The organism is Streptomyces sp. NPDC087215, from assembly GCF_044744885.1.
Lineage (GTDB): Bacteria > Actinomycetota > Actinomycetes > Streptomycetales > Streptomycetaceae > Streptomyces.
Window position 1 is genome coordinate 246,259 of the sequence record NZ_JBIUZD010000003.1, and the last position, 20,279, is coordinate 266,537.

Annotated in this window: 16 protein-coding genes and 1 riboswitch; of the genes, 7 read left to right on the forward strand and 9 right to left on the reverse strand. The window is 70.5% G+C overall.

Annotated elements, in window-relative coordinates; all coding sequences use genetic code 11:
- Window positions 1–227 precede the first annotated feature (227 nt).
- From cydD to hisC, 4 genes are all read right to left on the reverse strand, one after another.
- The gene (gene cydD, locus ACIO92_RS10640; protein ID WP_402280123.1) at window positions 228–3,896 is read right to left on the reverse strand and encodes a thiol reductant ABC exporter subunit CydD; all 3,669 of its coding nucleotides are present in this window, start codon (window positions 3,894–3,896) and stop codon (window positions 228–230) included.
- 20 nt (window positions 3,897–3,916) lie between these two features.
- Window positions 3,917–4,918, reverse strand: a complete 1,002-nt coding sequence (cydB, locus tag ACIO92_RS10645) for a cytochrome d ubiquinol oxidase subunit II (RefSeq protein WP_366445294.1) — start codon at window positions 4,916–4,918, stop codon at window positions 3,917–3,919.
- 18 nt (window positions 4,919–4,936) lie between these two features.
- Window positions 4,937–6,445 carry a cytochrome ubiquinol oxidase subunit I gene (locus tag ACIO92_RS10650; protein ID WP_366445293.1) on the reverse strand — a complete coding sequence of 503 codons (1,509 nt, stop codon included), beginning with the start codon at window positions 6,443–6,445 and terminating at the stop codon, window positions 4,937–4,939.
- A 507-nt stretch (window positions 6,446–6,952) separates the two neighbouring features.
- Window positions 6,953–8,050: a histidinol-phosphate transaminase gene (gene hisC / locus ACIO92_RS10655; RefSeq protein ID WP_366445292.1), complete on the reverse strand. Its 1,098-nt coding sequence runs from the start codon at window positions 8,048–8,050 to the stop codon at window positions 6,953–6,955.
- Window positions 8,051–8,464: 414 nt separating this feature from the next.
- Between hisC and ACIO92_RS10660 the strand changes: the two genes are divergently transcribed.
- The 3 genes from ACIO92_RS10660 (at window position 8,465) to ACIO92_RS10670 (ending at window position 12,130) form a co-directional block, all read left to right on the forward strand.
- Window positions 8,465–9,571 carry a LacI family DNA-binding transcriptional regulator gene (locus ACIO92_RS10660; RefSeq protein WP_351783227.1) on the forward strand — a complete coding sequence of 369 codons (1,107 nt, stop codon included), beginning with the start codon at window positions 8,465–8,467 and terminating at the stop codon, window positions 9,569–9,571.
- Between the two features lie 298 nt (window positions 9,572–9,869).
- Entirely contained in the window at window positions 9,870–11,327 is a 1,458-nt protein-coding gene (locus ACIO92_RS10665; RefSeq protein ID WP_402280120.1) for a metallophosphoesterase, read from the forward strand.
- 161 nt (window positions 11,328–11,488) lie between these two features.
- Window positions 11,489–12,130: a hypothetical protein gene (locus ACIO92_RS10670; RefSeq protein WP_402280118.1), complete on the forward strand. Its 642-nt coding sequence runs from the start codon at window positions 11,489–11,491 to the stop codon at window positions 12,128–12,130.
- Between the two features lie 62 nt (window positions 12,131–12,192).
- On the opposite strand, the gene thiC is transcribed toward ACIO92_RS10670, so the two are convergent.
- Entirely contained in the window at window positions 12,193–13,974 is a 1,782-nt protein-coding gene (gene thiC / locus ACIO92_RS10675) for a phosphomethylpyrimidine synthase ThiC (protein ID WP_366445290.1), read from the reverse strand.
- Window positions 13,968–14,114: riboswitch (TPP riboswitch) on the reverse strand. It overlaps the preceding gene by 7 nt.
- Before the next feature lie 71 nt (window positions 14,115–14,185).
- Between thiC and ACIO92_RS10680 the strand changes: the two genes are divergently transcribed.
- Window positions 14,186–15,571, forward strand: a complete 1,386-nt coding sequence (locus ACIO92_RS10680) for a YibE/F family protein (protein ID WP_402280116.1) — start codon at window positions 14,186–14,188, stop codon at window positions 15,569–15,571.
- A gap of 175 nt (window positions 15,572–15,746) precedes the next feature.
- Here the strand turns inward: ACIO92_RS10680 and ACIO92_RS10685 are convergent, their stop codons facing one another.
- The 4 genes from ACIO92_RS10685 to ACIO92_RS10700 all read right to left on the reverse strand — a co-directional run bounded on the left by ACIO92_RS10685 (window position 15,747) and on the right by ACIO92_RS10700 (window position 18,083).
- Window positions 15,747–16,190 (reverse strand): SsgA family sporulation/cell division regulator, encoded by a 444-nt coding sequence (locus ACIO92_RS10685; protein WP_351783574.1) that lies wholly within the window; start codon window positions 16,188–16,190, stop codon window positions 15,747–15,749.
- A gap of 135 nt (window positions 16,191–16,325) precedes the next feature.
- Entirely contained in the window at window positions 16,326–17,096 is a 771-nt protein-coding gene (locus ACIO92_RS10690) for a helix-turn-helix domain-containing protein (protein ID WP_366445288.1), read from the reverse strand.
- 238 nt (window positions 17,097–17,334) lie between these two features.
- Entirely contained in the window at window positions 17,335–17,547 is a 213-nt protein-coding gene (locus ACIO92_RS10695) for a DUF5326 family protein (RefSeq protein ID WP_366445287.1), read from the reverse strand.
- A 218-nt stretch (window positions 17,548–17,765) separates the two neighbouring features.
- Window positions 17,766–18,083 (reverse strand): cupin domain-containing protein, encoded by a 318-nt coding sequence (locus ACIO92_RS10700; protein ID WP_366445286.1) that lies wholly within the window; start codon window positions 18,081–18,083, stop codon window positions 17,766–17,768.
- Between the two features lie 51 nt (window positions 18,084–18,134).
- Here ACIO92_RS10700 and ACIO92_RS10705 point away from each other — a divergent pair, with 51 nt between their 5' ends.
- Genes ACIO92_RS10705 through ACIO92_RS10715 form a run of 3 tightly spaced genes read left to right on the forward strand, consistent with a single transcriptional unit; the run spans window position 18,135 to window position 20,167 of the window.
- Complete coding sequence (locus ACIO92_RS10705; RefSeq protein WP_366445285.1) at window positions 18,135–18,524, forward strand: phage holin family protein; 390 nt, start codon at window positions 18,135–18,137, stop codon at window positions 18,522–18,524.
- A gap of 9 nt (window positions 18,525–18,533) precedes the next feature.
- Entirely contained in the window at window positions 18,534–19,025 is a 492-nt protein-coding gene (locus tag ACIO92_RS10710) for a low molecular weight protein-tyrosine-phosphatase (protein WP_366445284.1), read from the forward strand.
- 11 nt (window positions 19,026–19,036) lie between these two features.
- Window positions 19,037–20,167, forward strand: coding sequence for a cystathionine gamma-lyase (locus tag ACIO92_RS10715; RefSeq protein ID WP_366445339.1), 1,131 nt, complete (start codon window positions 19,037–19,039; stop codon window positions 20,165–20,167).
- Window positions 20,168–20,279 lie beyond the last annotated feature (112 nt).

Below are 20,279 nucleotides of genomic sequence, written 5' to 3' on the forward strand. Positions count from 1 at the left end.
ACGAGAAAAGTCGAACGTCGGTACCGGGACGGCCACCGGACCCGGTACGGCCCGGTACGGCCCGGTCCAGAACCGGTCCGGGCCATCACCGGGCCGGGTAGCGAGCGGGCGGAACGGCCCCCACCGCCGACACGGATAACTCGCCACGGCCCCGTGCCGGGGCCCGGCCCCGGCTGCGTACCGAGGCCGGGGACAGTCACCGAGGCCGGGGACAGTCACCGGGGGGCTCAGGCCGGAACGGCCTCCGTGGTTTCCGCGATCACCGCGTCCTCCGTGACTTCCTCGTCCTCCGTGCCGACGACGAGCAGATCCGTCGCGCGTTCCCGCTCCAGCATCCGGCGCAACGGGCCGTCCACCGATGCCAGCTCCGCGTACGGGCCGCGCTGCACGGTCCGGCCCTCGTCCAGGACGATGACCTCGTCGACCGCGTCGAGCCCATGCAGCCGGTGGGTGATGAGGACGGTCGTACGGCCCTCGGTGGCCCGCAGCAGATCGTCGGTGAGCGCGTCGGCGGTGGCCAGGTCCAAGTGCTCGGCGGGCTCGTCGAGGACGAGGACGGGGAAGTCCGCGAGGAGCGCGCGGGCCAGCGCGAGCCGCTGCCGCTGCCCTCCCGAGAGCCGGGAGCCGTGTTCACCCACGAGGGTGTCGAGACCGTCCGGCAGCCCGTCCACCCAGCCGAGCAGCCGGGCCCCGCGCAGCGCCTCGCGCAGTTCGACGTCGTCGGCGTCGGTACGGGCGAGGCGCAGGTTCTCGCGGACGGAACTGTCGAAGAGGTGCGCGTCCTGGGCGCAGAGGCCGACGAACCGCCGTACCCGGTCACCGTCGAGCGCGCCCGCGTGCACCCCGCCGATCCGGTACGTGCCGTGCTCCGCGTCCAGGAAGCGCAGCAGCACCTGGGCGAGCGTGGTCTTGCCGGAGCCGGAGGCGCCGACGACCGCGACCCGGTGCCCGGCGTCCAGCGTCAGCCGGAAATCGGCGAGCGCGGCCCGCTCCTGACCGGCGTGCCGGGCGGAGAGCCCGTCGAGCTCCAGCGGGAAGGGGCTCTCCGGGGACGTCTCGGGCCGGACCGGCTCCCGTACGGGCACGGGCGCGTCCAGCACCTCGAAGACCCGCTCGGAACTGTGCTTGACGCGCTGCCGGTACTGGACGGCGAGGGGCAGTCCGGTGACCGCCTCGAAGGCGGCGAGCGGCGTCAGGACGATCACGGCGAGGGACACCCCGCCGAGCCTCCCGTCCGCCACCGCCTGGACACCGACGACCGCGGCGGCCACCACTGTCAGACCGCAGACCAGGGCGGAGAGACCGGCACCGAGGGCGGCGGCGGCGGCCTGCCGGGAGGCGATACCGGTCAGGGTCCGGTCGGCGCTCCTGGCCCGCTCGATCCGGCCGCGCAGCGCACCGGCCACGGTCAGCTCGGCGCAGCCCCTGAGCAGGTCGGCCACGGCGGTCGCGAGGGCGCCGCGCGCGGGAGCGAGCCGACGTTCGGCGCGGCGGGCCAGGGCTCCGCTCGCCAGGGGCACGAGGATGCCCGCGACCAGGAGTCCGACGGCGAGGACCGCACCTGCCTCGGGCAACAGCCAGGCGGTGAAGCCGACGGAACCGAGGCCCACGAGGAGCGCGGCGCCCGCCGGGAGCAGCCAGCGCAGCCAGTAGTCCTGGAGCGCGTCGACGTCATGGACGAGCCGGGCGAGCAGATCGCCCCTGCGGGTGCGGGCCAGTCCGGCCGGGGCGATCCGCTCCAGGCGCCGGTAGACGGAGACCCGCAGCTCGGCGAGCATCCGCAGCACGGCGTCGTGCGAGACGAGCCGCTCGGTGTACCGGAAGAAGGCCCGGCCGATGCCGAAGGCGCGGGTGGCGGTGACGGCCATCATCAGATAGAGCACGGGCGGCTGTTCGGAAGCACGGGAGATGAGCCAGCCGGACACGGCCATGAGCCCGACGGCGGAGCCGAGGGCGAGGCTGCCGAGCAACAGGGCGAGCGCCATCCGCCCCCTGAGTTCCCCGGCCATGCCCCGCACCCGCCCGAGCACGGACCCACCGGTGGCCCGGGGGACGGACTCGGCACCGGCACGGACCGCCGTCCCGGAGCCGGACCCGGCCTGCGGTCCGAACTCGGCCCCGGCCCCGGACCCGCCGAAGACACCGGCCCGAGCATCGACATCAGCACCGGCACCGGCACCGGTCATGCCAGTACCGCCGCCCCCGGCGCCTTCGAGAGCCGCTCCCACCCGGACCCCCGCCGGAACGGGCGCCGCCGGGGCGATCCGTACCACCCGGTCGGCCACCGCGAGCAGCGCCGGGCGGTGGACGACGAGGAGCACCGTCCGGCCGGCGGCGAGGCGGCGGACCGCCTCGACCACACCCGCCTCCGTCCCGCCGTCCAGCGCGGCCGTCGGCTCGTCGAGCAGCAGCAGAGGCCGGTCCGCGAGGAACGCGCGGGCGAGCGCGAGGCGCTGTCGCTGCCCCGCCGACAGCCCGGCGCCGTCCTCACCGAGCGGGGTCTCGCTCCCCTGCGGGAGCCCCGCGACGAACCCGTCCGCCCCGGCGTCCCGCAGCGCCCGCCGCACCTCCTCCTCGGAAGCGTCCGGTCGGGCCAGCCGTACGTTCTCGGCGACCGTGCCCGCGAAGAGGTACGGGCGCTGCGGGACCCAGGCGATCCGCGACCGCCAGGCCTCCAGGTCGAGCGTGCCGAGGTCCTCGCCACCGACACGGACGGAACCGCCCGGCTCCGGCACGGCGAATCCGAGCACGACATCGAGCAGCGTCGACTTCCCGGCCCCGCTCGGACCCACCAGGGCCACCGTCTCACCGGGTTCGACGGTCAGCGTCGTCACGTCGAGCGAGGGCTCGGCCCGTCCGGGGTGGCGTACGGTCACGCCGTCCAGCTCCAGGCGCACCGACTCCGGGACCGCGCCCGAGCCGCCCGCCCGTACCGGGTGCTCCAGGACGTCGAAGATCTCCTCCGCCGCCGCGAGGCCCTCCGCCGCCGCGTGGAACTGGGCACCGACCTGGCGCAGCGGGAGGTACGCCTCCGGGGCGAGCACGAGGATGACGAGTCCGGTGTACAGATCGAGGTCGCCGTGGACGAGCCGCATACCGATGGTCACGGCCACGAGCGCGACCGACAGGGTCGCGAGGAGTTCCAGCGCGAAGGAGGAGAGGAAGGCGATCCGCAGGGTGCGCATCGTCGCCCGGCGGTACTCCGAGGTGATCGAGCGGATCGACTCGGCCTGGGCCTTCGCCCGGCCGAAGATCTTGAGGGTGGGAAGTCCGGCGACGACATCCAGGAAGTGGCCGGAGAGCCGGGAGAGCAGCTTCCACTGACGGTCCATGCGGGCCTGGGTGTACCAGCCGATCAGGACCATGAAGAGCGGGATGAGCGGCAGGGTCCCGACGATGATCGCCGCCGAGACCCAGTCCTCGGTGACGACCCGGGCCAGAACGGCCACCGGGACGACCACCGCGAGTCCCAGCTGGGGGAGGTAGCGGGCGAAGTAGTCGTCCAGGGCGTCCACGCCCCGTGTGGCGAGGGCGATCAGCGAGCCCGTCCGCTGTCCGCTCAGCCAGCCGGGCCCGAGGGCGGCCGCCCGGTCGAGCAGACGGCCGCGCAGTTCGGACTTGACCGCCGCGCTCGCCCGGTGGGCTGCGAGTTCGGTCAGCCAGGAGACCAGCGCCCGTGCCAGCGCCACTCCGGCGAGCAGCAGCAGGGGCGTGGTCAGGGCGGAGACCGACCGGTCCTGTTGGAAGGACCCCACCACGATCTCGGCGATGAGCATCGCCTGGGCGATGACCAGCGCCGCTCCGACGAGACCGAGCACGACCACCGCGAGCAGGAAGACACGGGTGGCCCTGGCGTACCGGAGCAGGCGCGGATCGATCGGTTTCACGTGAAACATTGCTCCCTGGAGAGGGCCGGCTAGTGGGCGTCGGCGAGGTGCTGGGTGCCGATCCGCTTGCGGAACACCCAGTAGGTCCAGCTCTGGTAGAGCAGCACCAGCGGGGTCGCGATCCCCGCGCACCAGGTCATGATCTTGAGCGTGTACGGGCTCGACGACGCGTTCGTCACGGTAAGGCTCCACTCGGGGTTCAGCGAGGAAGGCATGACGTCCGGGAAGAGAGCAAGGAAGAGCATCGCCACGGCGGCGGCGATGGTGATGCCCGAGAGCGCGAACGACCAGCCCTCGCGCCCCGCCTTGATCGCGACGATCGCTCCGACCAGGGCCACCACGGCGATCAGCATCGCCGCGAGGCTCCAGCTGTCACCCGTGTGGACCTGGGTCCAGATCAGGAAGCCGAGTGCGAGCACCGCCGCACCGAGCCCCAGCTTGAGCGCGAGCGCCCGTGCCCGGGTCCGGATGTCACCGACCGTCTTGAGCGAGACGAAGACTGCCCCGTGGAAGGTGAAGAGGGTGAGCGTGACCAGACCGCCGAGGATCGCGTAGGGATTGAGCAGGTCCCAGAAGTTGCCGACGTACTCCATCTCCGCGTCGATCTTCACGCCCCGGACGATGTTGCCGAAGGCCACGCCCCAGAGGAACGCGGGGATCAGCGAGGTCCAGAAGATGGCCCGTTCCCAGTTGCGCTGCCAGTTCTCCTCGGGCCGCTTCACCCGGTACTCGAAGGCGACGCCCCGGATGATCAGGCAGACCAGGATGATCAGCAGCGGCAGATAGAACCCGGAGAAGAGCGTCGCGTACCACTCGGGGAACGCGGCGAAGGTCGCGCCTCCGGCAGTGAGCAGCCACACCTCGTTGCCGTCCCAGACGGGTCCGATGGTGTTGATGAGGACCCGCTTCTCGGGCCTGCCACGGGCGAGCAGCTTGGTCAGGATGCCGACCCCGAAGTCGAAGCCTTCGAGGAAGAAGTAGCCGATCCAGAGGACGGCGATGAGTACGAACCAGACGTCGTGGAGTTCCATGCCTCGATCTCCTGAGCCTCAGTACGAGAAGGCCATGGGGCGGTCGGGGTCACGAGAGTCCCCGCCGATCTTGGTGGGCGGGTTGAGGTCGTCCTCGGTGAGCTCCGGCGGGCCCGCCTTGACGTACTTCACGAGCAGCTTGACCTCGATCACGGCGAGGACCGCGTAGAGCGCCGTGAAGATGATCATCGAGGTGAGGACCTCGCCCTGGGATACGCCGGGGGAGACCGCGTCCTTGGTGCGGAGCACGCCGTAGACGACCCAGGGCTGACGGCCCATCTCGGTGAAGATCCAGCCCCAGGAGTTGGCGATGAGCGGGAACGCCATGGTCCAGAGGGCGATGATCCAGTACCACTTGCCCAGCCGGGGGCTGAGCGCCTTCCGCCGGAACAGGACCAGGTTCGGCACTTCGTCCTCACCGGTCCTCAGGCCGGGTGCCAGCAGGAACTTCTTGCGGGTCAGCCAGAGACCGATCAGGCCGATGGTCAGCGAGGCCATGCCGAAGCCGATCATCCAGCGGAAGCCCCAGTAGGCGACGGGGATGTTGGGCCGGTAGTCGCCGGGCCCGAACTTCTCCTGCTCGGCCTTGTTGATGTCGTTGATGCCGGGGACGAAGGAGTCGAAGTCTCCGTTGGCGAGGAAGGACAGCAGGCCGGGGATCTCTATGGCGACCTTGTTGTGCCCCTCGTCGACGTCTCCGTAGGCGAAGATCGAGAAGGGCGCCGGGGCCTCGCCGTCCCAGAGGGCCTCGGCGGCGGCCATCTTCATCGGCTGCTGCTTGAACATGACCTTGCCGAGCAGGTCACCGCTGATGGCGGTGCCGAGACCGGCGATGATCAGGGTGACCAGGCCGACCCGGAGCGAGGTCCGCATCACCGGGATGTGCTTCTTGCGGGCCAGGTGGTAGGCGGAGATGCCGACCATGAACGCGCCGCCGACCAGGAAGGCGGCCGTCATGGTGTGGAAGAACTGGGTGAGGGCGGTGTCCTGGGTGAGCACGCGCCAGAAGTCGGTGAGCTCCGCCCGGCCGCGCTCCTCGTTGATGCGGTAGCCGACGGGGTGCTGCATCCAGGAGTTGGCCGCGAGGATGAAGTACGCGGAGAGGACGGTGCCGATCGACACCATCCAGATGCAGGCGAGGTGGATGCGCTTCGGCAGCTTGTCCCAGCCGAAGATCCACAGACCGATGAAGGTCGACTCGAAGAAGAAGGCGATGAGGGCCTCGAAGGCGAGCGGCGCCCCGAAGATGTCACCGACGAACCTGGAGTAGTCGGACCAGTTCATGCCGAACTGGAACTCCTGGACGATGCCGGTGACGACGCCCATGGCGATGTTGATCAGGAAGAGCTTGCCCCAGAACTTCGTCGCCCGGAGGTACTTCTCCTTCTCCGTCCGCACCCAGGCGGTCTGGAGTCCGGCGGTGAGCGCGGCGAGGGAGATCGTCAGGGGGACGAAGAGGAAGTGGTAGACGGTAGTGATGCCGAACTGCCAACGCGCCAGGGTCTCTGGCGCAAGAGCGAGGTCCACGTCGTTTTCTCCTTACATCGCCGTGGTCACACCGGCAGTTTGCCCTGCTAATCCCATGAATTACGGGATGAACCAGGACACGCTTGTGAACGCGTTCACATTCACAAGCATTATGGACCATACGAAATCCGTATCTTCGACCGGGGGTCCCCCCTGAAGCCCACCCCGGCCGGGCGATCGATTCGTCCCCGTTCGGCGGCTTCCCAGCGGCTCCACCGTCTTGCGGGATCCAGGGCCCGACCCTTCGGACACGCATCGTCCGGCCCGCCGGACACACCACGGCGCCCCAGACGGAGGCCCCCACGAGCACGGCGCTCGTGAGGGCCTTCCTTCTTTCCTCCATCACCCACGTCCGGGGCGAGAAGGTCTCCCTCGACGCCCCGGCCTCCGCCACCCCGGCCACCGTCCGCGACGGCGACGGCGACAGCGACCCGGTCCGGGGGGAACACGTACGGGACCGGACACCGGACCCACCGGTGACCGGTCCCGTGGCTCACCAGCAGCCGGTCAGCCCTCCCGGCGGAAGCCCTCCGCCGCCTTCAGGAACAGATCGTTCGCCTCGGTCTCACCGATCGTGACGCGCACGCCCTCGCCCGCGAACGGCCGCACCATCACACCGTGCCGCTCGCACTCCGCCGCGAAGTCCGCGGTCCGCTCGCCGAGCCGCAGCCAGACGAAGTTGGCCTGCGTGTCCGGCACCGTCCAGCCCTGGGCCACGAGCCCCGCGTGGACCCGCTCGCGCTCCGCCACCAGGGAACCGACCCGCCCGAGCAGCTCGTCCTCGGCACGCAGCGACGCCACCGCCGCGTCCTGCGCCAGCTGGCTCACCCCGAACGGCACCGCCGTCTTGCGCAGCGCCGCCGCGACCGGCTCGTGGGCGACCGCGAAACCGACCCGCAGCCCCGCCAGGCCGTACGCCTTGGAGAAGGTGCGCAGCACGGCGACGTTCGGCCGGTCGCGGTACAGCTCGATGCCGTCCGGGATCTCGGTGTCGCGGACGAACTCGCGGTAGGCCTCGTCGATCACGACCAGGACGTCGGAGGGGACCCGGTCGAGGAAGCGCTCCAGCTCGGCCCGGCGCACAGCGGTGCCCGTGGGGTTGTTGGGGTTGCAGACGAAGATCAGCCGGGTCCGGTCGGTGATCGCCCCGGCCATCGCGTCGAGGTCGTGCACCTCGCCCTCGGTCAGCGGCACCCGCACCGAGGTCGCCCCGCTGATCTGCGTGATGATCGGGTACGCCTCGAAGGAGCGCCAGGCGTAGATCACCTCGTCGCCGGGGCCCGAGGTCGCCTGGAGCAGCGACTGGGCGACGCCGACCGAGCCGGTGCCGGTGGCCAGGTGCGAGACGGGGACGCCGAAGCGGTCGGCCAGCTCCTCGGTGAGGCCCGCGCAGGCCATGTCCGGGTACCGGTTGAAGTTCGCGGCGGCGGCCAGCGTGCTCTCCAGGACACCGGGCAACGGCGGGTACGGGTTCTCGTTGGAGGACAGCTTGAAGGCCACGGGGCCGCCCGCGGCCGCGGGCCTGCCCGGCTTGTAGGTGGGGACGCCGTCCAGCTCGGCGCGCAGCTTCGGGCTGCCGGTGCTCGTCCCGCTGGTCTCGCTCACAGTGTGGCCTCCTCGACCGTACGTACCGCCAATGCTCCTCACCTTAAGAGGATTCGCGCCCGCTGCGAATGGCCTGTGGACAACCCGCTGCGCATGGGCTGTGGACAACGGGAGGGCGCCGCGGACGCGTCACCCCTTCACGGCCGACAGACCAGGGGGCGCACGCACGGGTAGCGCGCGCCGGTGGCGAGCGCCGTGGCGCGCATCCCCCGTAGAGGTGAGTTGAGACCTCTTCGAGACCTCGCACCCTCGCCAGGTCGACGCGGTCCGATACCGATGGAACCCACGACAATCGCTCTAACTGCCTTTGATTTATTGATCTTTGAGGCTTTTCGATCATGCAGAAACGTGCCTGTCAATGCCTGTATGTGCGACCGGCCCAACCACCCTCCGTCGCCCTACTATCGGCTCGCCATGACAGCAGCAGGGAAGCACCAGGTGAGCCGGGCACAGACCCGGGGAAGCCGGCAGGGCCGAGCAGGCATCCGGGACGTGGCCGCCGCCGCCGGGGTCTCCATCACGACTGTCTCCGACGCGCTCAACGGCAAGGGCCGACTCCCCGACGCCACCCGGCGACACGTGCGCGAGGTCGCAGACCGGCTGGGGTACCGCCCCTCCGCGGCGGCCCGCACGCTCCGCACCGGCAAGTCGGGACTCATCGGCCTGACCGTGACCACGTACGGGGATGAACCTTTCACCTTCACCGAATTCGCGTATTTCGCGGAGATGGCCAGAGCCGCCACATCGGCCGCACTCGCCCGGGGCTACGCCCTGGTCATCCTCCCCGCCACCTCCCGCCATGACGTCTGGTCGAACGTCGCCCTCGACGGCACCGTCGTCATCGACCCCTCCGACCACGACCCGGTCGTCACCGAACTGGTCCGCCAGGGCCTGCCCGTCGTCTCCGACGGACGCCCCGCCGGCACCCTTCCGGTCACCGCCTGGGTCGACAACGACCACGAAGCCGCCGTCCTCGACCTGCTCGACCACCTCGCCGACGCCGGCGCCCGCCGCATCGGCCTCCTCACCGGAACCACCACCGACACGTACACCCGCCTGTCCACCACCGCGTACCTGAACTGGTGCGAGCGGGTGGGCCAGGACCCCGTCTACGAGGCCTATCCGGCGCACGACCCGTGCGCGGGCGCCGTCGCGGCCGACCGGCTGCTCGCCCGCCCGGACCGGCCGGACGCCGTCTACGGCCTCTTCGACCCCAACGGAACCGACCTCCTCGCAGCCGCGCGCCGCTACGGGCTCCGCGTCCCGGACGACCTGCTGCTGGTCTGCTGCAGCGAGTCGACCGTCTACGCCACCACCGAACCGCCCATCACGACGCTCTCGCTCAAGCCGCGCCGGATCGGCACGGCCGTCGTCCAGCTCCTCATCGACGCCATCGAGGGAATCGAGACCGACGGCCCGGTCGAGCAGGTGATACCGACCGAACTCATCGTCCGCACCTCCTCGCAGCGCCGCTCGCCCCGTACGACGGTCAGCCCGCCGCGCTCGCCCTCGAAGGACTGAGAAGTCCCGACGGAACGCCCCGCACCGGAACCTCCGACGGGGCGTCACCCCACCGCCGTCCCGCCCCTGCCCGTGGGCCGGGACGGCCAAACCGGCCGACGCACCGGTCTCCACCCTGGACTACACCTTCCCAAATCGGGCGAATCAACCGGTGAACCCGGAGCGGACCCGGATTCACCACCCCTGGTGCGTCACACAGCACGACCCTCATTCCTATGATGGGCGCACGACATCGCGGACCACCCCCACCAGGCCGGTCCGCGATGTGCAGGGCATCGCGACGGTGGTGGAGGGGTCCATGACTCAGGGGGCCGGGCAGGAGCCCGTGGCGCGCACGGCGACATTGCGTGACTTCCGAGTACCGCCGTACGCGCGCGTGCCCGTACAGGGCCACGCCTCCGAGCCGACCTCCGGGGAACCGCTGCCGGTCCCACCACCGGTCGAGGCCCCGTCCGCCGAGCAGCCGCACCACACGGCGCCCGAGCGTCCCCCGGCACCCCCGCGCCCGGCCGACCACGACCCCCGTACGGCCCCGCCGATGCCCACCACCGCGCCCGGACAGCCGTGGCACCCGGGACATCCGCCCGCCCCGGCCACCCCGGGGCAGCAGGACCCGGCCGCCCCCGCCGCCGGACACCAGCACCCCGCGTACCCGTCCGAGCCGCCCCGGCACCCCGCGGGACCCCCGCCCGGCGCCCCCCAGCCCTCCGAGCCGACCCTGCTCCTCGGCCACCGCGCCCGGCCCGCGTACCCCTCCGCGATCGTCTCCGTCGCCACCGGCCACCCCGGCAACGCCTTCCCGGACGGCGAACTCCCCGAGGGATACACCCCGACCGAGCGCGACCTGCCCGTCATCGGCCCCGGCGACACCCTCCGGCTCCCCGTCACCCCCGAGCCCGTCCCCGCGACCGGACCCGCCTCCGGGAACGACGAGGGGCCCGGCCCGCTCTTCGTCGTCGGTGACGTCCACGGCTACCTGGACGAACTGACCTCCGCCCTCCACGCCCAGGGCCTCATCGACGAGAACGGCGACTGGTCCGCCGGGAACGCCCGCCTCTGGTTCCTCGGCGACTTCACCGACCGGGGCCCCGACGGCATCGGCGTCATCGACCTCGTCATGCGCCTGTCCGCCGAGGCCGCGGCCGCGGGCGGCTACTGCAAGGCCCTCATGGGCAACCACGAACTGCTGCTCATCGGCGCCAAGCGGTTCGGCGACACCCCGGTCAACTCCGGCGCGGGCACCGCCACCTTCCAGGCCGCCTGGCTGCTCAACGGCGGGCAGAAGCACGACATGGACCGCCTCCAGGACGTCCACCTCCAGTGGATGTCCCGGCTCGACGCCGTGGTGCGCGAGGACGACCACCTCCTGCTGCACTCCGACACCACCGCGTACCTGGAGTACGGCGAGACCATCGAGGACGTCAACGACACGGTCCACGAACTCCTCAACCGGAACGACGCCGACGAGGTCTGGGACCTCTTCCGCAAGTTCACCAAGCGCTTCGCCTTCCGCGACGAGGGCGGCCCGCAGGCCGTGCGGGAGCTGCTCTCCACCTACGGCGGCCGACGGATCGTGCACGGCCACAGCCCCATCCCGTACCTCCTCGGCCAGGTCGGCGCGGAGGACGGCGAGGACGACACGGGACCGGTCGTCGACGGACCGCACGTCTACGCCGACAACCTCGCCATCGCCATGGACGGCGGAGTGACCATGGCCGGAAAACTCCTGGTCGTCCAACTGCCCCTGACCGGCTGAGGCGTCACCCTTCGCATCCGTGGACGTCGAATTCCGGAAACACCCTGTCAGCCCGTGGCGCCCCCGTCCTACCATCGGGGTCCATTGGTAGCAGGCTCTCCTCCGTTTCCGCTCGACCGACCGTTCGCCACGGCTGATCCGCGGCCACGGAGCATCGGGGGATGCACATGAACGTGGCTCCGCACCTGCTGACCGAGGACCGTGCCGAGTACGAGCGGGTCCTCGACGACGCACTCAACACCGCCCACGCACGTCCGGATCTCGACGGAGCGGGTGACCACCTCACCCTCGTACAGCTGCGTGCCCTCACGCTGAACGCGACCACTCTGGTCACCAGCGCGGCGGCGAGCGAGTACGAGCACTACGTGAAGGTCCGCGAACAGCACCGCGCGGCCCTCGGCAGCCGCCCCTCGACCGCCGACCGGCCGGAACCGGGCGGCGCGGGTGTCGTCGCCGTCCTCACCGTCATGGTGCCCGTCCTCGCGGGCGCGGCGTCCGTCATCCTCCTGCTGACGGGCGCGGTCCTGCACGCCCTCACCCCGACCGTGGCGTTCGGCGCGACGCTGCTCACCGCCGGTCTGGTCTTCGGGACGGTGGCCGCGGCGGGACTGCTCTGCGCCGCCGTGGGACTCCTCGTGACGGCCCTGCGCAACAGTCCCGCGGAGGTGGGCGGGGAGCAGGACGACGAGCTGTCCCGCGCCCGGGAGGCCTGGCGCCTGGCCCTCCTGGAACGCGGGATCCTGCCCTTCCTCCACGACGTCCTGGCCGCCGCCGCACCCGTGCCCGACGCCCCGGACGGCTGAGACCGCCGCCGGTACCGATGTCCGGTACCGATGTCCGGCACCGTACCGGCGGCGGCGGTGGATCAGTCCGCGAGCGGGAGGTACACGCGGTTGCCGCTCGCGGCGAACTCCTGGGACTTCTCGGCCATCCCCGCCTCGATCTCCTCCCGTGTGCCGCCGTGCTCCCGCCGGATGTCCTGCGAGATCTTCATCGAGCAGAACCTCGGCCCGCACATGGAACAGAAGTGCGCCGTCTTCGCGGGCTCCGCGGGCAGCGTCTCGTCATGGAACTCACGCGCGGTGTCGGGGTCGAGCGCCAGGTTGAACTGGTCCTCCCAGCGGAACTCGAACCGCGCGTCGGACAGCGCGTCGTCCCACTCCTGCGCGCCCGGGTGCCCCTTGGCCAGGTCCGCCGCGTGCGCCGCGATCTTGTACGTGATGACACCGGTCTTCACGTCGTCCCGGTTCGGCAGGCCCAGGTGCTCCTTGGGCGTGACGTAGCAGAGCATCGCCGTGCCCCACCAGGCGATCATCGCCGCGCCGATGCCGGAGGTGATGTGGTCGTACGCGGGCGCCACGTCCGTCGTCAACGGGCCGAGCGTGTAGAACGGCGCCTCCTCGCAGATCTCCTGCTGGAGGTCGATGTTCTCCTTGATCTTGTGCATCGGGACGTGCCCGGGGCCCTCGATCATCGTCTGCACCTGGTGCCGCTTGGCGATCGTGTTCAGCTCGCCGAGCGTGCGCAGCTCCGCGAACTGCGCCTCGTCGTTGGCGTCCGCGATCGAGCCGGGGCGCAGTCCGTCGCCGAGCGAGTACGTGACGTCGTAGGCCGCGAGGATCTCGCAGAGCTCCTCGAAGTGCGTGTAGAGGAAGTTCTCCTTGTGGTGCGCGAGGCACCAGGCGGCCATGATCGAGCCGCCGCGCGAGACGATCCCGGTCTTGCGGCGCGCGGTGAGCGGCACGTACGGCAGGAGTACGCCGGCGTGCACGGTCATGTAGTCCACGCCCTGCTCGGCCTGTTCGACGACCGTGTCCTTGTAGATCTCCCAGGTCAGCTCCTCGGCCCTGCCGTCGACCTTCTCCAGCGCCTGGTAGAGCGGCACGGTGCCGATCGGTACGGGGGAGTTGCGCAGGACCCACTCGCGGGTGGTGTGGATGTTGCGGCCGGTGGACAGGTCCATGACCGTGTCGGCGCCCCACTTGGTCGCCCAGGTCATCTTCTCCACCTCCTCCTCGATGGAGGAAGTGACGGCGGAGTTGCCGATGTTGGCGTTGACCTTCACCAGGAACCGCTTGCCGATGATCATCGGCTCGATCTCCGGGTGGTTGACGTTCGCGGGCAGCACCGCGCGACCCGCCGCGATCTCCTCCCGCACGACCTCGGGGGAGACGTTCTCCCGGATCGCCACGTACTCCATCTCCGGGGTGATCTCGCCCCGGCGGGCGTACGCGAGCTGGGTCACCGCCCCGCCCTCGCGGCCCCGGCGGGGCAGCCGGGGCCGGCCGGGAAAGACGGCGTCGAGGTTCTTGAGCCCGCCGCGCGGCGAGGTGTGCCTGATGCCGTCGTCCTCGGGGCGGACCGGGCGGCCCGCGTACTCCTCGGTGTCGCCGCGCGCGACGATCCAGTTCTCGCGCAGGGCCGGAAGGCCCCGTCGCACATCGGTGTCGACGGTCGGGTCGGTGTACGGGCCGGAGGTGTCGTACAGCGTGACGTCCCGGCCGTTGGTGAGGTGCACCTGACGGACCGGCACCCGGAGGTCGGGGCGCGAGCCCTGGACGTACCCCTTGTGCCAACCGGGCGTGCGCTCCTGCCCGTCGGCCCGGTTCTGGTCGGAGGCAGGCGTGCGTGCATCCTGAATGGTCATGAGACCGATCTCCCTACGCCGGCATTACCCGGTAACAGGTTCAGCGGTCGGCGCAGCCCTTTCCCGTACGTACATCAGTACGCGCGTACGGTGATCAGCGCCCTCTCAGCCCGGTGCTCCGAGCTCCCGCGTGTGCAAAGGTGCCACCACGCTAGCGCCATCCCTGGCGTGCTGAACAGTGGGCCCCTGCCGTTCTTGCGATGATCGGTCGGTGACTTCCCCCCATCAGACCCCCGAACCGCACGGCCACGGGCACGGCCATGGGCACAGCCACAGCCACAGCCACGGTCCCGCCGCCCCGGTCTCCCGTCATCTGCGCAAGGTCATCGCCGCGATCCTGATCCCGTTCGCCACCGCCGTGGTGGTCGGTCTGGTGGTGCTGTGGCCAGGGGGCACCCCGGCGCACGAGCGCACGGGAGTCGGCTTCGACCGGCAGACCGAGCAGGGCAAGGTCGTCTCCGTGCAGTACGTCGACTGCGCGTCGGTGAACGCCGGGCAGGTCCCGCCGACCGGGGACACCTCCACCCCGGAGGGGCGCGAGGCCGTCGACTCCCGGCGGGGGCAGTGCGCGAAGGCGACGGTCGAGGTCACCAGCGGGCCGGAGAAGGGGCGTCGGTTCACCGAGATCGTGCAGCCCGACGCACCCCGCCAACTCCACCAGGGGCAAGGCGTGGTGGTGGCGTACGCTCCCGACGCGCCCCACGATCTCCAGTACTCGGTGACGGACGTCAACCGGAAACTGCCGATCGCCCTGCTCGCGGGGATCTTCGCGCTCGCGGTGGTGCTCGTCGGCCGGCTGCGGGGCCTGATGGCGCTCGTGGCGCTCGTCATCAGCTTCCTCGTGCTGACGTTCTTCATCCTGCCCGCGATCCTGGAGGGATCGAATCCGCTGGTCGTGGCGGTGGTCGGATCGAGCGTGATCATGCTGGCCGCGCTCTATCTGTGCCATGGCCTCTCGGCCCGCACCTCGGTCGCGGTGCTCGGGACGCTGATCTCGCTGCTGCTGATCGGGCTGCTCGGGTCCCTCTTCATCGACTGGGCCTCGCTGAGCGGCAACACCGACGACAACACCGGACTGATCCACGGCCTCTACCCGAACATCGACATGTCCGGTCTGCTGCTCGCCGGAATCATCATCGGATCGCTCGGTGTGCTCGACGACGTCACGGTCACCCAGACCTCGGCCGTCTGGGAACTGCACCAGGCCGACCCGGACATGGGGCCGCGCGCGCTGTACCGGGCCGGGATCCGGATCGGCCGTGACCACATCGCTTCGGTGGTGAACACCCTGGTGCTGGCTTACGCGGGCGCCGCCCTGCCGCTGCTCCTCCTCTTCTCGATCGCGCAGAGCAGCATGGGGACGGTGGCCAACAGCGAGCTGGTCGCCGAGGAGATCGTCCGGACACTGGTCGGCTCGATCGGTCTGGTCGCCTCCGTGCCGCTCACCACGGCGCTCGCGGCCCTGGTGGTCTCCGCCGACCGTGAGCGGGCCGGGGGCGCGGGGCGTGCCGGGGGACCGACGGCGGGTGACCGTACGGGAGCGGGAGCCCGAAGGGCCACCGGCACGCGGGGCGGACGCCGTCGCCGCGCCAAGTGACGGCCGCGGGACGGCGGGCACCGGCGGACAGCCGGGACAGGAGGGCCCGTTCACACCGGTTGGTACGGGAGAGGTGTCACCGTTCCGGTGGGTACGGGACGGTGAGGGCGTCGCCGTGCCGGGCGCCACGGGCGCGGCGGAAGGTGTCGGCCCCGTGCCGGGTGGTGGGCGCCGGTCAGGCCGCCGGGCCCGCACTCTCCTCGGCGAGGATGCGGCCGAGCGCGGCTTCCAGATTGTCCTCGAAGTCGCCCAGGTTCCGTTCCTGACCGAGCGGGACCAGCTTGTCCGTGCGGTCGAGGAACGCGACGAGCGGGGGCGCGCTGGCCCGGAACAGGGCCCGGTCGCTTCCGACCTGGAGCCTGATGGAGACGTCCGAGAGACCCTCCGGCTCCGTCGGGGCGATGTGCACATCACCCTCCCCGCTCGGCCTGTTGATCCCGTCGAGCAGCAGTTCCCGGCCGAACGCCCAGGTCACCGGAGCGTCTCCGGGGAGATGGAAGGTCATCCGCACCGCATAGGGATCACGGGTCTCGTACCGCAGTTCCACCGGGATCCTGAACGAGAGCTCCTCGGAGACGAGGAAGCTCATCAGGACCTCGGCCTGAACCGACTCTCGCATCATGTACCCCGCAGTAGATGAAGCAGTTGTGTAAACAGCTGCTGAAAGCTGTGCCCGAAACGGCCAGGAATGATCCCCGTGGCCCTCTTGACGCAATCGTGCTGTACGCGCTAGCAGATCACAAGGAGTGATTTTTCAGATACTGATAGAGAAAGCGAGGGAGTTGAAGAGCTTTCCGATCTCTGTGCGTAGTCGCTCGATTGCTGGGAGCAACCGTTCTTCCTGGTGGAGTGGCATGGAAATCGCCACGGCGGCGGCCGTGGAGCCCGCCGTGATGGGGATCGCGGCACAAACCGTGCCGAGCGCATATTCCTGACGCTCCACCGAGGGCTCCATTCGCCCCAAACCACCCAAACGCTCCATAAGGGCGCGATGGTTACGCACCGTATACGGCGTGATGGCTTCGACCGGATGTCGGTCGAGGTGGTCTTGACGAGATTTCGAATCGAGTTGGCTCAACAGGCACTGCCCGATCGCGTGGGCGTGCGCGGTCTCGCGGAAGTCGGCCCACTCCTCCACTGCGGGGGAGGAAGGGGTGTCCGCGACCGAGACGAGTTCGACCTCGCCGTCACGGTAGAGGGCGAAGTACACCGGCACACCGATCTCGTCCCGCCAGCGCGCCAGGGAGTCTTCGATCTTGATGCGACGATTCTGCACAGCTCGGCCACCGGCGAGCCGGACAGCTGCCTCCCCGAGGACGAACACACCCTTCTCGCGGCGCAGATAGCCCTCGTGCGTCAGGGTGCGCAGCAGGTGGTACGTGGTGGGCAGCGGAAGGCCCGTCTCACGGGCGAGCTGTTTGGCCGGAGCGCCGTCCGCGTGGGAGGCCACGGCCTCCAGCAGTCTCAGCGCTCGCTGCACCGAGCCGATAAGGGTAGGCGCAGCAGTCTGCGTAGCCGTGGCCAAAGGTCACCCCCAGGCGTGACGACGGATGCACCGCATCCGCCCGCGGGGGCCGCCCCCGCGCGCCCGCCGGGCCTGGGAAACCGCCGGTCAGAACGGAGGTCTACGCCTGTAGTCCCCAACGCGGCGGAGAGATTCCACTCTAGTGGCAGCCCCCGGGGCGATGTCCTGATTCAGCCGGTGCGTTCCCCCGGCCGGGCTAACGCGCTCCAAGGGCTTCGTACTCGATGAGTGGCGTGTGCTACCAGTCCTCCCTGGAGCGGCCGGAGGAGCTGAACTTCTTCACGACGTAGATCAGTCCGGCGACGAGGGCCACGAAGAGCAGCACCTTGAAGAGCAGACCGATCACGAAGGTCAGGACGCTGGTGATCAGTCCGCCGAAGACGATCAGGACCAGGGCCGGTATGGCGACCCACTTCACCCACCAGGGCATCCCCGCGAGAATCTGCTGCACGGCCATCGTCCTACCTCGCTCTCGAAATCCGTTCCACGCACTCCGCGCCGAACACTCTCAAGGCTAGGTGTCGGAAGCGGCCCGTGGGGGCCCTGCGGCCCCCGCTCTCCCCTGATCCGCCCCCTAGGGGCCCGCCCCCTCCGGAACCCCTGCCCGCGGGCCGACCCCTAAGGGCTCACCCCGCAGGGCCCCGGCGCTCCACCGGGCACACGGCCCGCTCAGCCCTCCGGCGGCGAGAAGACCACGAGCACCCGCAGGTCCTCGCTGATGTGGTGGAACTTGTGCTCCACCCCTGCCGGTACGTAGACCACGCTGCCTCGCGCCACCTGGGTCGTCTCCGTCCCCACCGTGATCGACGCCCGGCCGCTCACCACGAAGTACACCTCGTCCTGACGGTGCGGCTGCTGCGGATCGAGCGCCCCGGCGTCCAGCGCGTACAGGCCCACCGACATGTTCCGCTCCCGCAGGAACTGGAGATAGGCGCCCTGATTCGCGGCACGCTCCGCCTCCAGTTCGTCCAGTCGGAATGCCTTCATCGCCTGTCAGCCCCTGCCCTCGGCCCGATCGTGTCTGCCACGATCAGACACATGAAGAATTTCGTAGTCAAGACGCTCGCCAACGCGGGCGCCCTGGGAGTCGCCATCTGGCTGCTCCAGGACATCACCCTGACCGGCGACGACCCGAACGCGACCACCGGCAACAAGATCCTGTCCCTCATTCTCGTCGCCCTGCTCTTCGGGCTCGTGAACTTCCTGGTCAAGCCGGTCGTCCAACTGCTGACGTTTCCCCTCTTCATCCTGACCCTCGGCCTGATCACCCTCGTGGTGAACGCCCTGATGCTGCTCCTGACCTCATGGCTGGCCGAGCAGTTCGACCTCAGCTTCCACGTCGAGGGCTTCTGGACCGCCGTCCTCGGCGGCCTGATCATCTCCATCGTGTCGTGGGCGCTGAACGTCGTGCTTCCCGACGGCGACTGAGCGCGACCCGTGACCTATCGCGTCTGCTTCGTCTGCACGGGCAACATCTGCCGCTCGCCAATGGCCGAGCACGTCTTCCGCCGGTATCTGGAGGACGCCGGTCTCGGCGACGCGGTGGAGGTCGACAGCGCGGGCACCGGCGGCTGGCACCAGGGCGACCCCGCCGATCCCCGTACCGTCTCCGTACTCGACGAGAACGGATACTCCTCCGCGCACGCCGCACGTCGGTTCCGGGCCTCCTGGTTCCCGGCCCTCGACCTGGTGATCGCGCTGGACGAAGGGCATCTGCGGGAGCTCCGCGGACTCGCCCGCACACCCGCTGAGGCCGGGCGAATACGCCTGCTGCGCTCCTACGACCCGGCCGCGGGGGACACGCTCGACGTCCCCGACCCCTACTACGGGGACCGCGGGGGCTTCGAGGAGTGCCTTGAGATGGTGGAGGCCGCGAGCGGGGGACTGCTCGCGGCCGTACGCCGAGAACTGGAGAACCGGACACCGTGAACGAGCACGACATGGGCGACGGCACACGCGCCGTGCGCGCCGGGCTGCCCGAGCCCGTCAAGTACGAGCCGACCCTGCCGGGACCGGTCTTCGCCGCGCACTACCACCTGCCCGGCGAGCCGACCGGCCCGTACGCCTACGGCCGCGACGACAACCCCACCTGGACCCATCTGGAGCGGGCGATCGGCGAACTGGAGGCGCCGGGGGAGCGGGACGTCGAGACGCTGGTCTTCGCCTCCGGCATGGCCGCGATCTCCGCCGTCCTCTTCTCCCAGCTGAGGGCGGGCGACATGGTCGTGATGCCGTCCGACGGCTACCAGGCCCTGCCGCTCCTCCATCAGCAGCTGCGGGCCTTCGGCGTCGAGGTCCGTACCGCGCCGACCGGCGGGGACGCCCAGCTCGACGTGCTGGACGGGGCCAAGCTGCTCTGGATCGAGACCCCCTCCAACCCCGGGCTCGATGTCTGCGACGTCCGGCGCCTGGTCCGCGCGGCGCACTCCGGGGGAACCCTCGTCGCCGTCGACAACACCCTCGCCACCCCGCTCGGCCAGCGTCCGCTGGATCTGGGCGCCGACTTCTCCGTCGCCAGCGACACCAAGGGCATGACCGGGCACGGCGACGTCCTGCTCGGTCACGTCAGCAGCCGCGACCCCGAGCGCGCGGCGGAGGTGCGCCGCTGGCGCAAGGTCGTCGGTGCCATCCCCGGCCCCATGGAGGCCTGGATCGCGCACCGCTCGCTCGCCACCCTCCAGCTGCGGATCGACCGCCAGTGCTCCACGGCGCTCACGCTCGCCCAGGCGCTCGCCGGGCGCTCCGACGTGACCGGACTGCGCTACCCCGGTCTGCCGGACGACCCCTCCCACCAGGTCGCCGGGCGCCAGATGCGCCGCTTCGGCTCCGTGGTCTCCTTCGAGCTGGCGGACCGCGAGCGGGCCGAACGCTTCCTCGGAGCACTGCGGCTCGTGGAGGACGCCACCAGCTTCGGCGGTGTGCGCTCCACGGCGGAGCGGCGGGGGCGCTGGGGCGGGGACGCCGTCGCGGAGGGCTTCATCCGCTTCTCGGTCGGCGCCGAGGACCCGGAGGACCTGATCGCCGACGTGCTGCGGGCACTCGACGAGACCGGGGGAGCGGCGGGAACCTGATCCCGTCCGCGCCTGCGTCCAGGCACACGGAACGGGGCGCTCCGAGCCTCCCCCCTCATGGCTCGGAACACCCCGGTTCCGGCGCGGAAACCGCTTGAACAAGGCTAGTTGA

Coding starts and splice junctions, on each gene's coding strand:
- ACIO92_RS10665 (WP_402280120.1), top strand. CDS start 9,870: ATGACTCAGGGGGCCGGGCAGGAGCCCGTGGCGCGCACGGCGACATTG.
- cydB (WP_366445294.1), bottom strand. CDS start 4,918: ATGGAACTCCACGACGTCTGGTTCGTACTCATCGCCGTCCTCTGGATC.
- cydD (WP_402280123.1), bottom strand. CDS start 3,896: ATGTTTCACGTGAAACCGATCGATCCGCGCCTGCTCCGGTACGCCAGG.
- ACIO92_RS10660 (WP_351783227.1), top strand. CDS start 8,465: ATGACAGCAGCAGGGAAGCACCAGGTGAGCCGGGCACAGACCCGGGGA.
- ACIO92_RS10715 (WP_366445339.1), top strand. CDS start 19,037: ATGGGCGACGGCACACGCGCCGTGCGCGCCGGGCTGCCCGAGCCCGTC.
- ACIO92_RS10685 (WP_351783574.1), bottom strand. CDS start 16,190: ATGCGAGAGTCGGTTCAGGCCGAGGTCCTGATGAGCTTCCTCGTCTCC.
- thiC (WP_366445290.1), bottom strand. CDS start 13,974: ATGACCATTCAGGATGCACGCACGCCTGCCTCCGACCAGAACCGGGCC.
- ACIO92_RS10670 (WP_402280118.1), top strand. CDS start 11,489: ATGCACATGAACGTGGCTCCGCACCTGCTGACCGAGGACCGTGCCGAG.
- ACIO92_RS10705 (WP_366445285.1), top strand. CDS start 18,135: ATGAAGAATTTCGTAGTCAAGACGCTCGCCAACGCGGGCGCCCTGGGA.
- ACIO92_RS10700 (WP_366445286.1), bottom strand. CDS start 18,083: ATGAAGGCATTCCGACTGGACGAACTGGAGGCGGAGCGTGCCGCGAAT.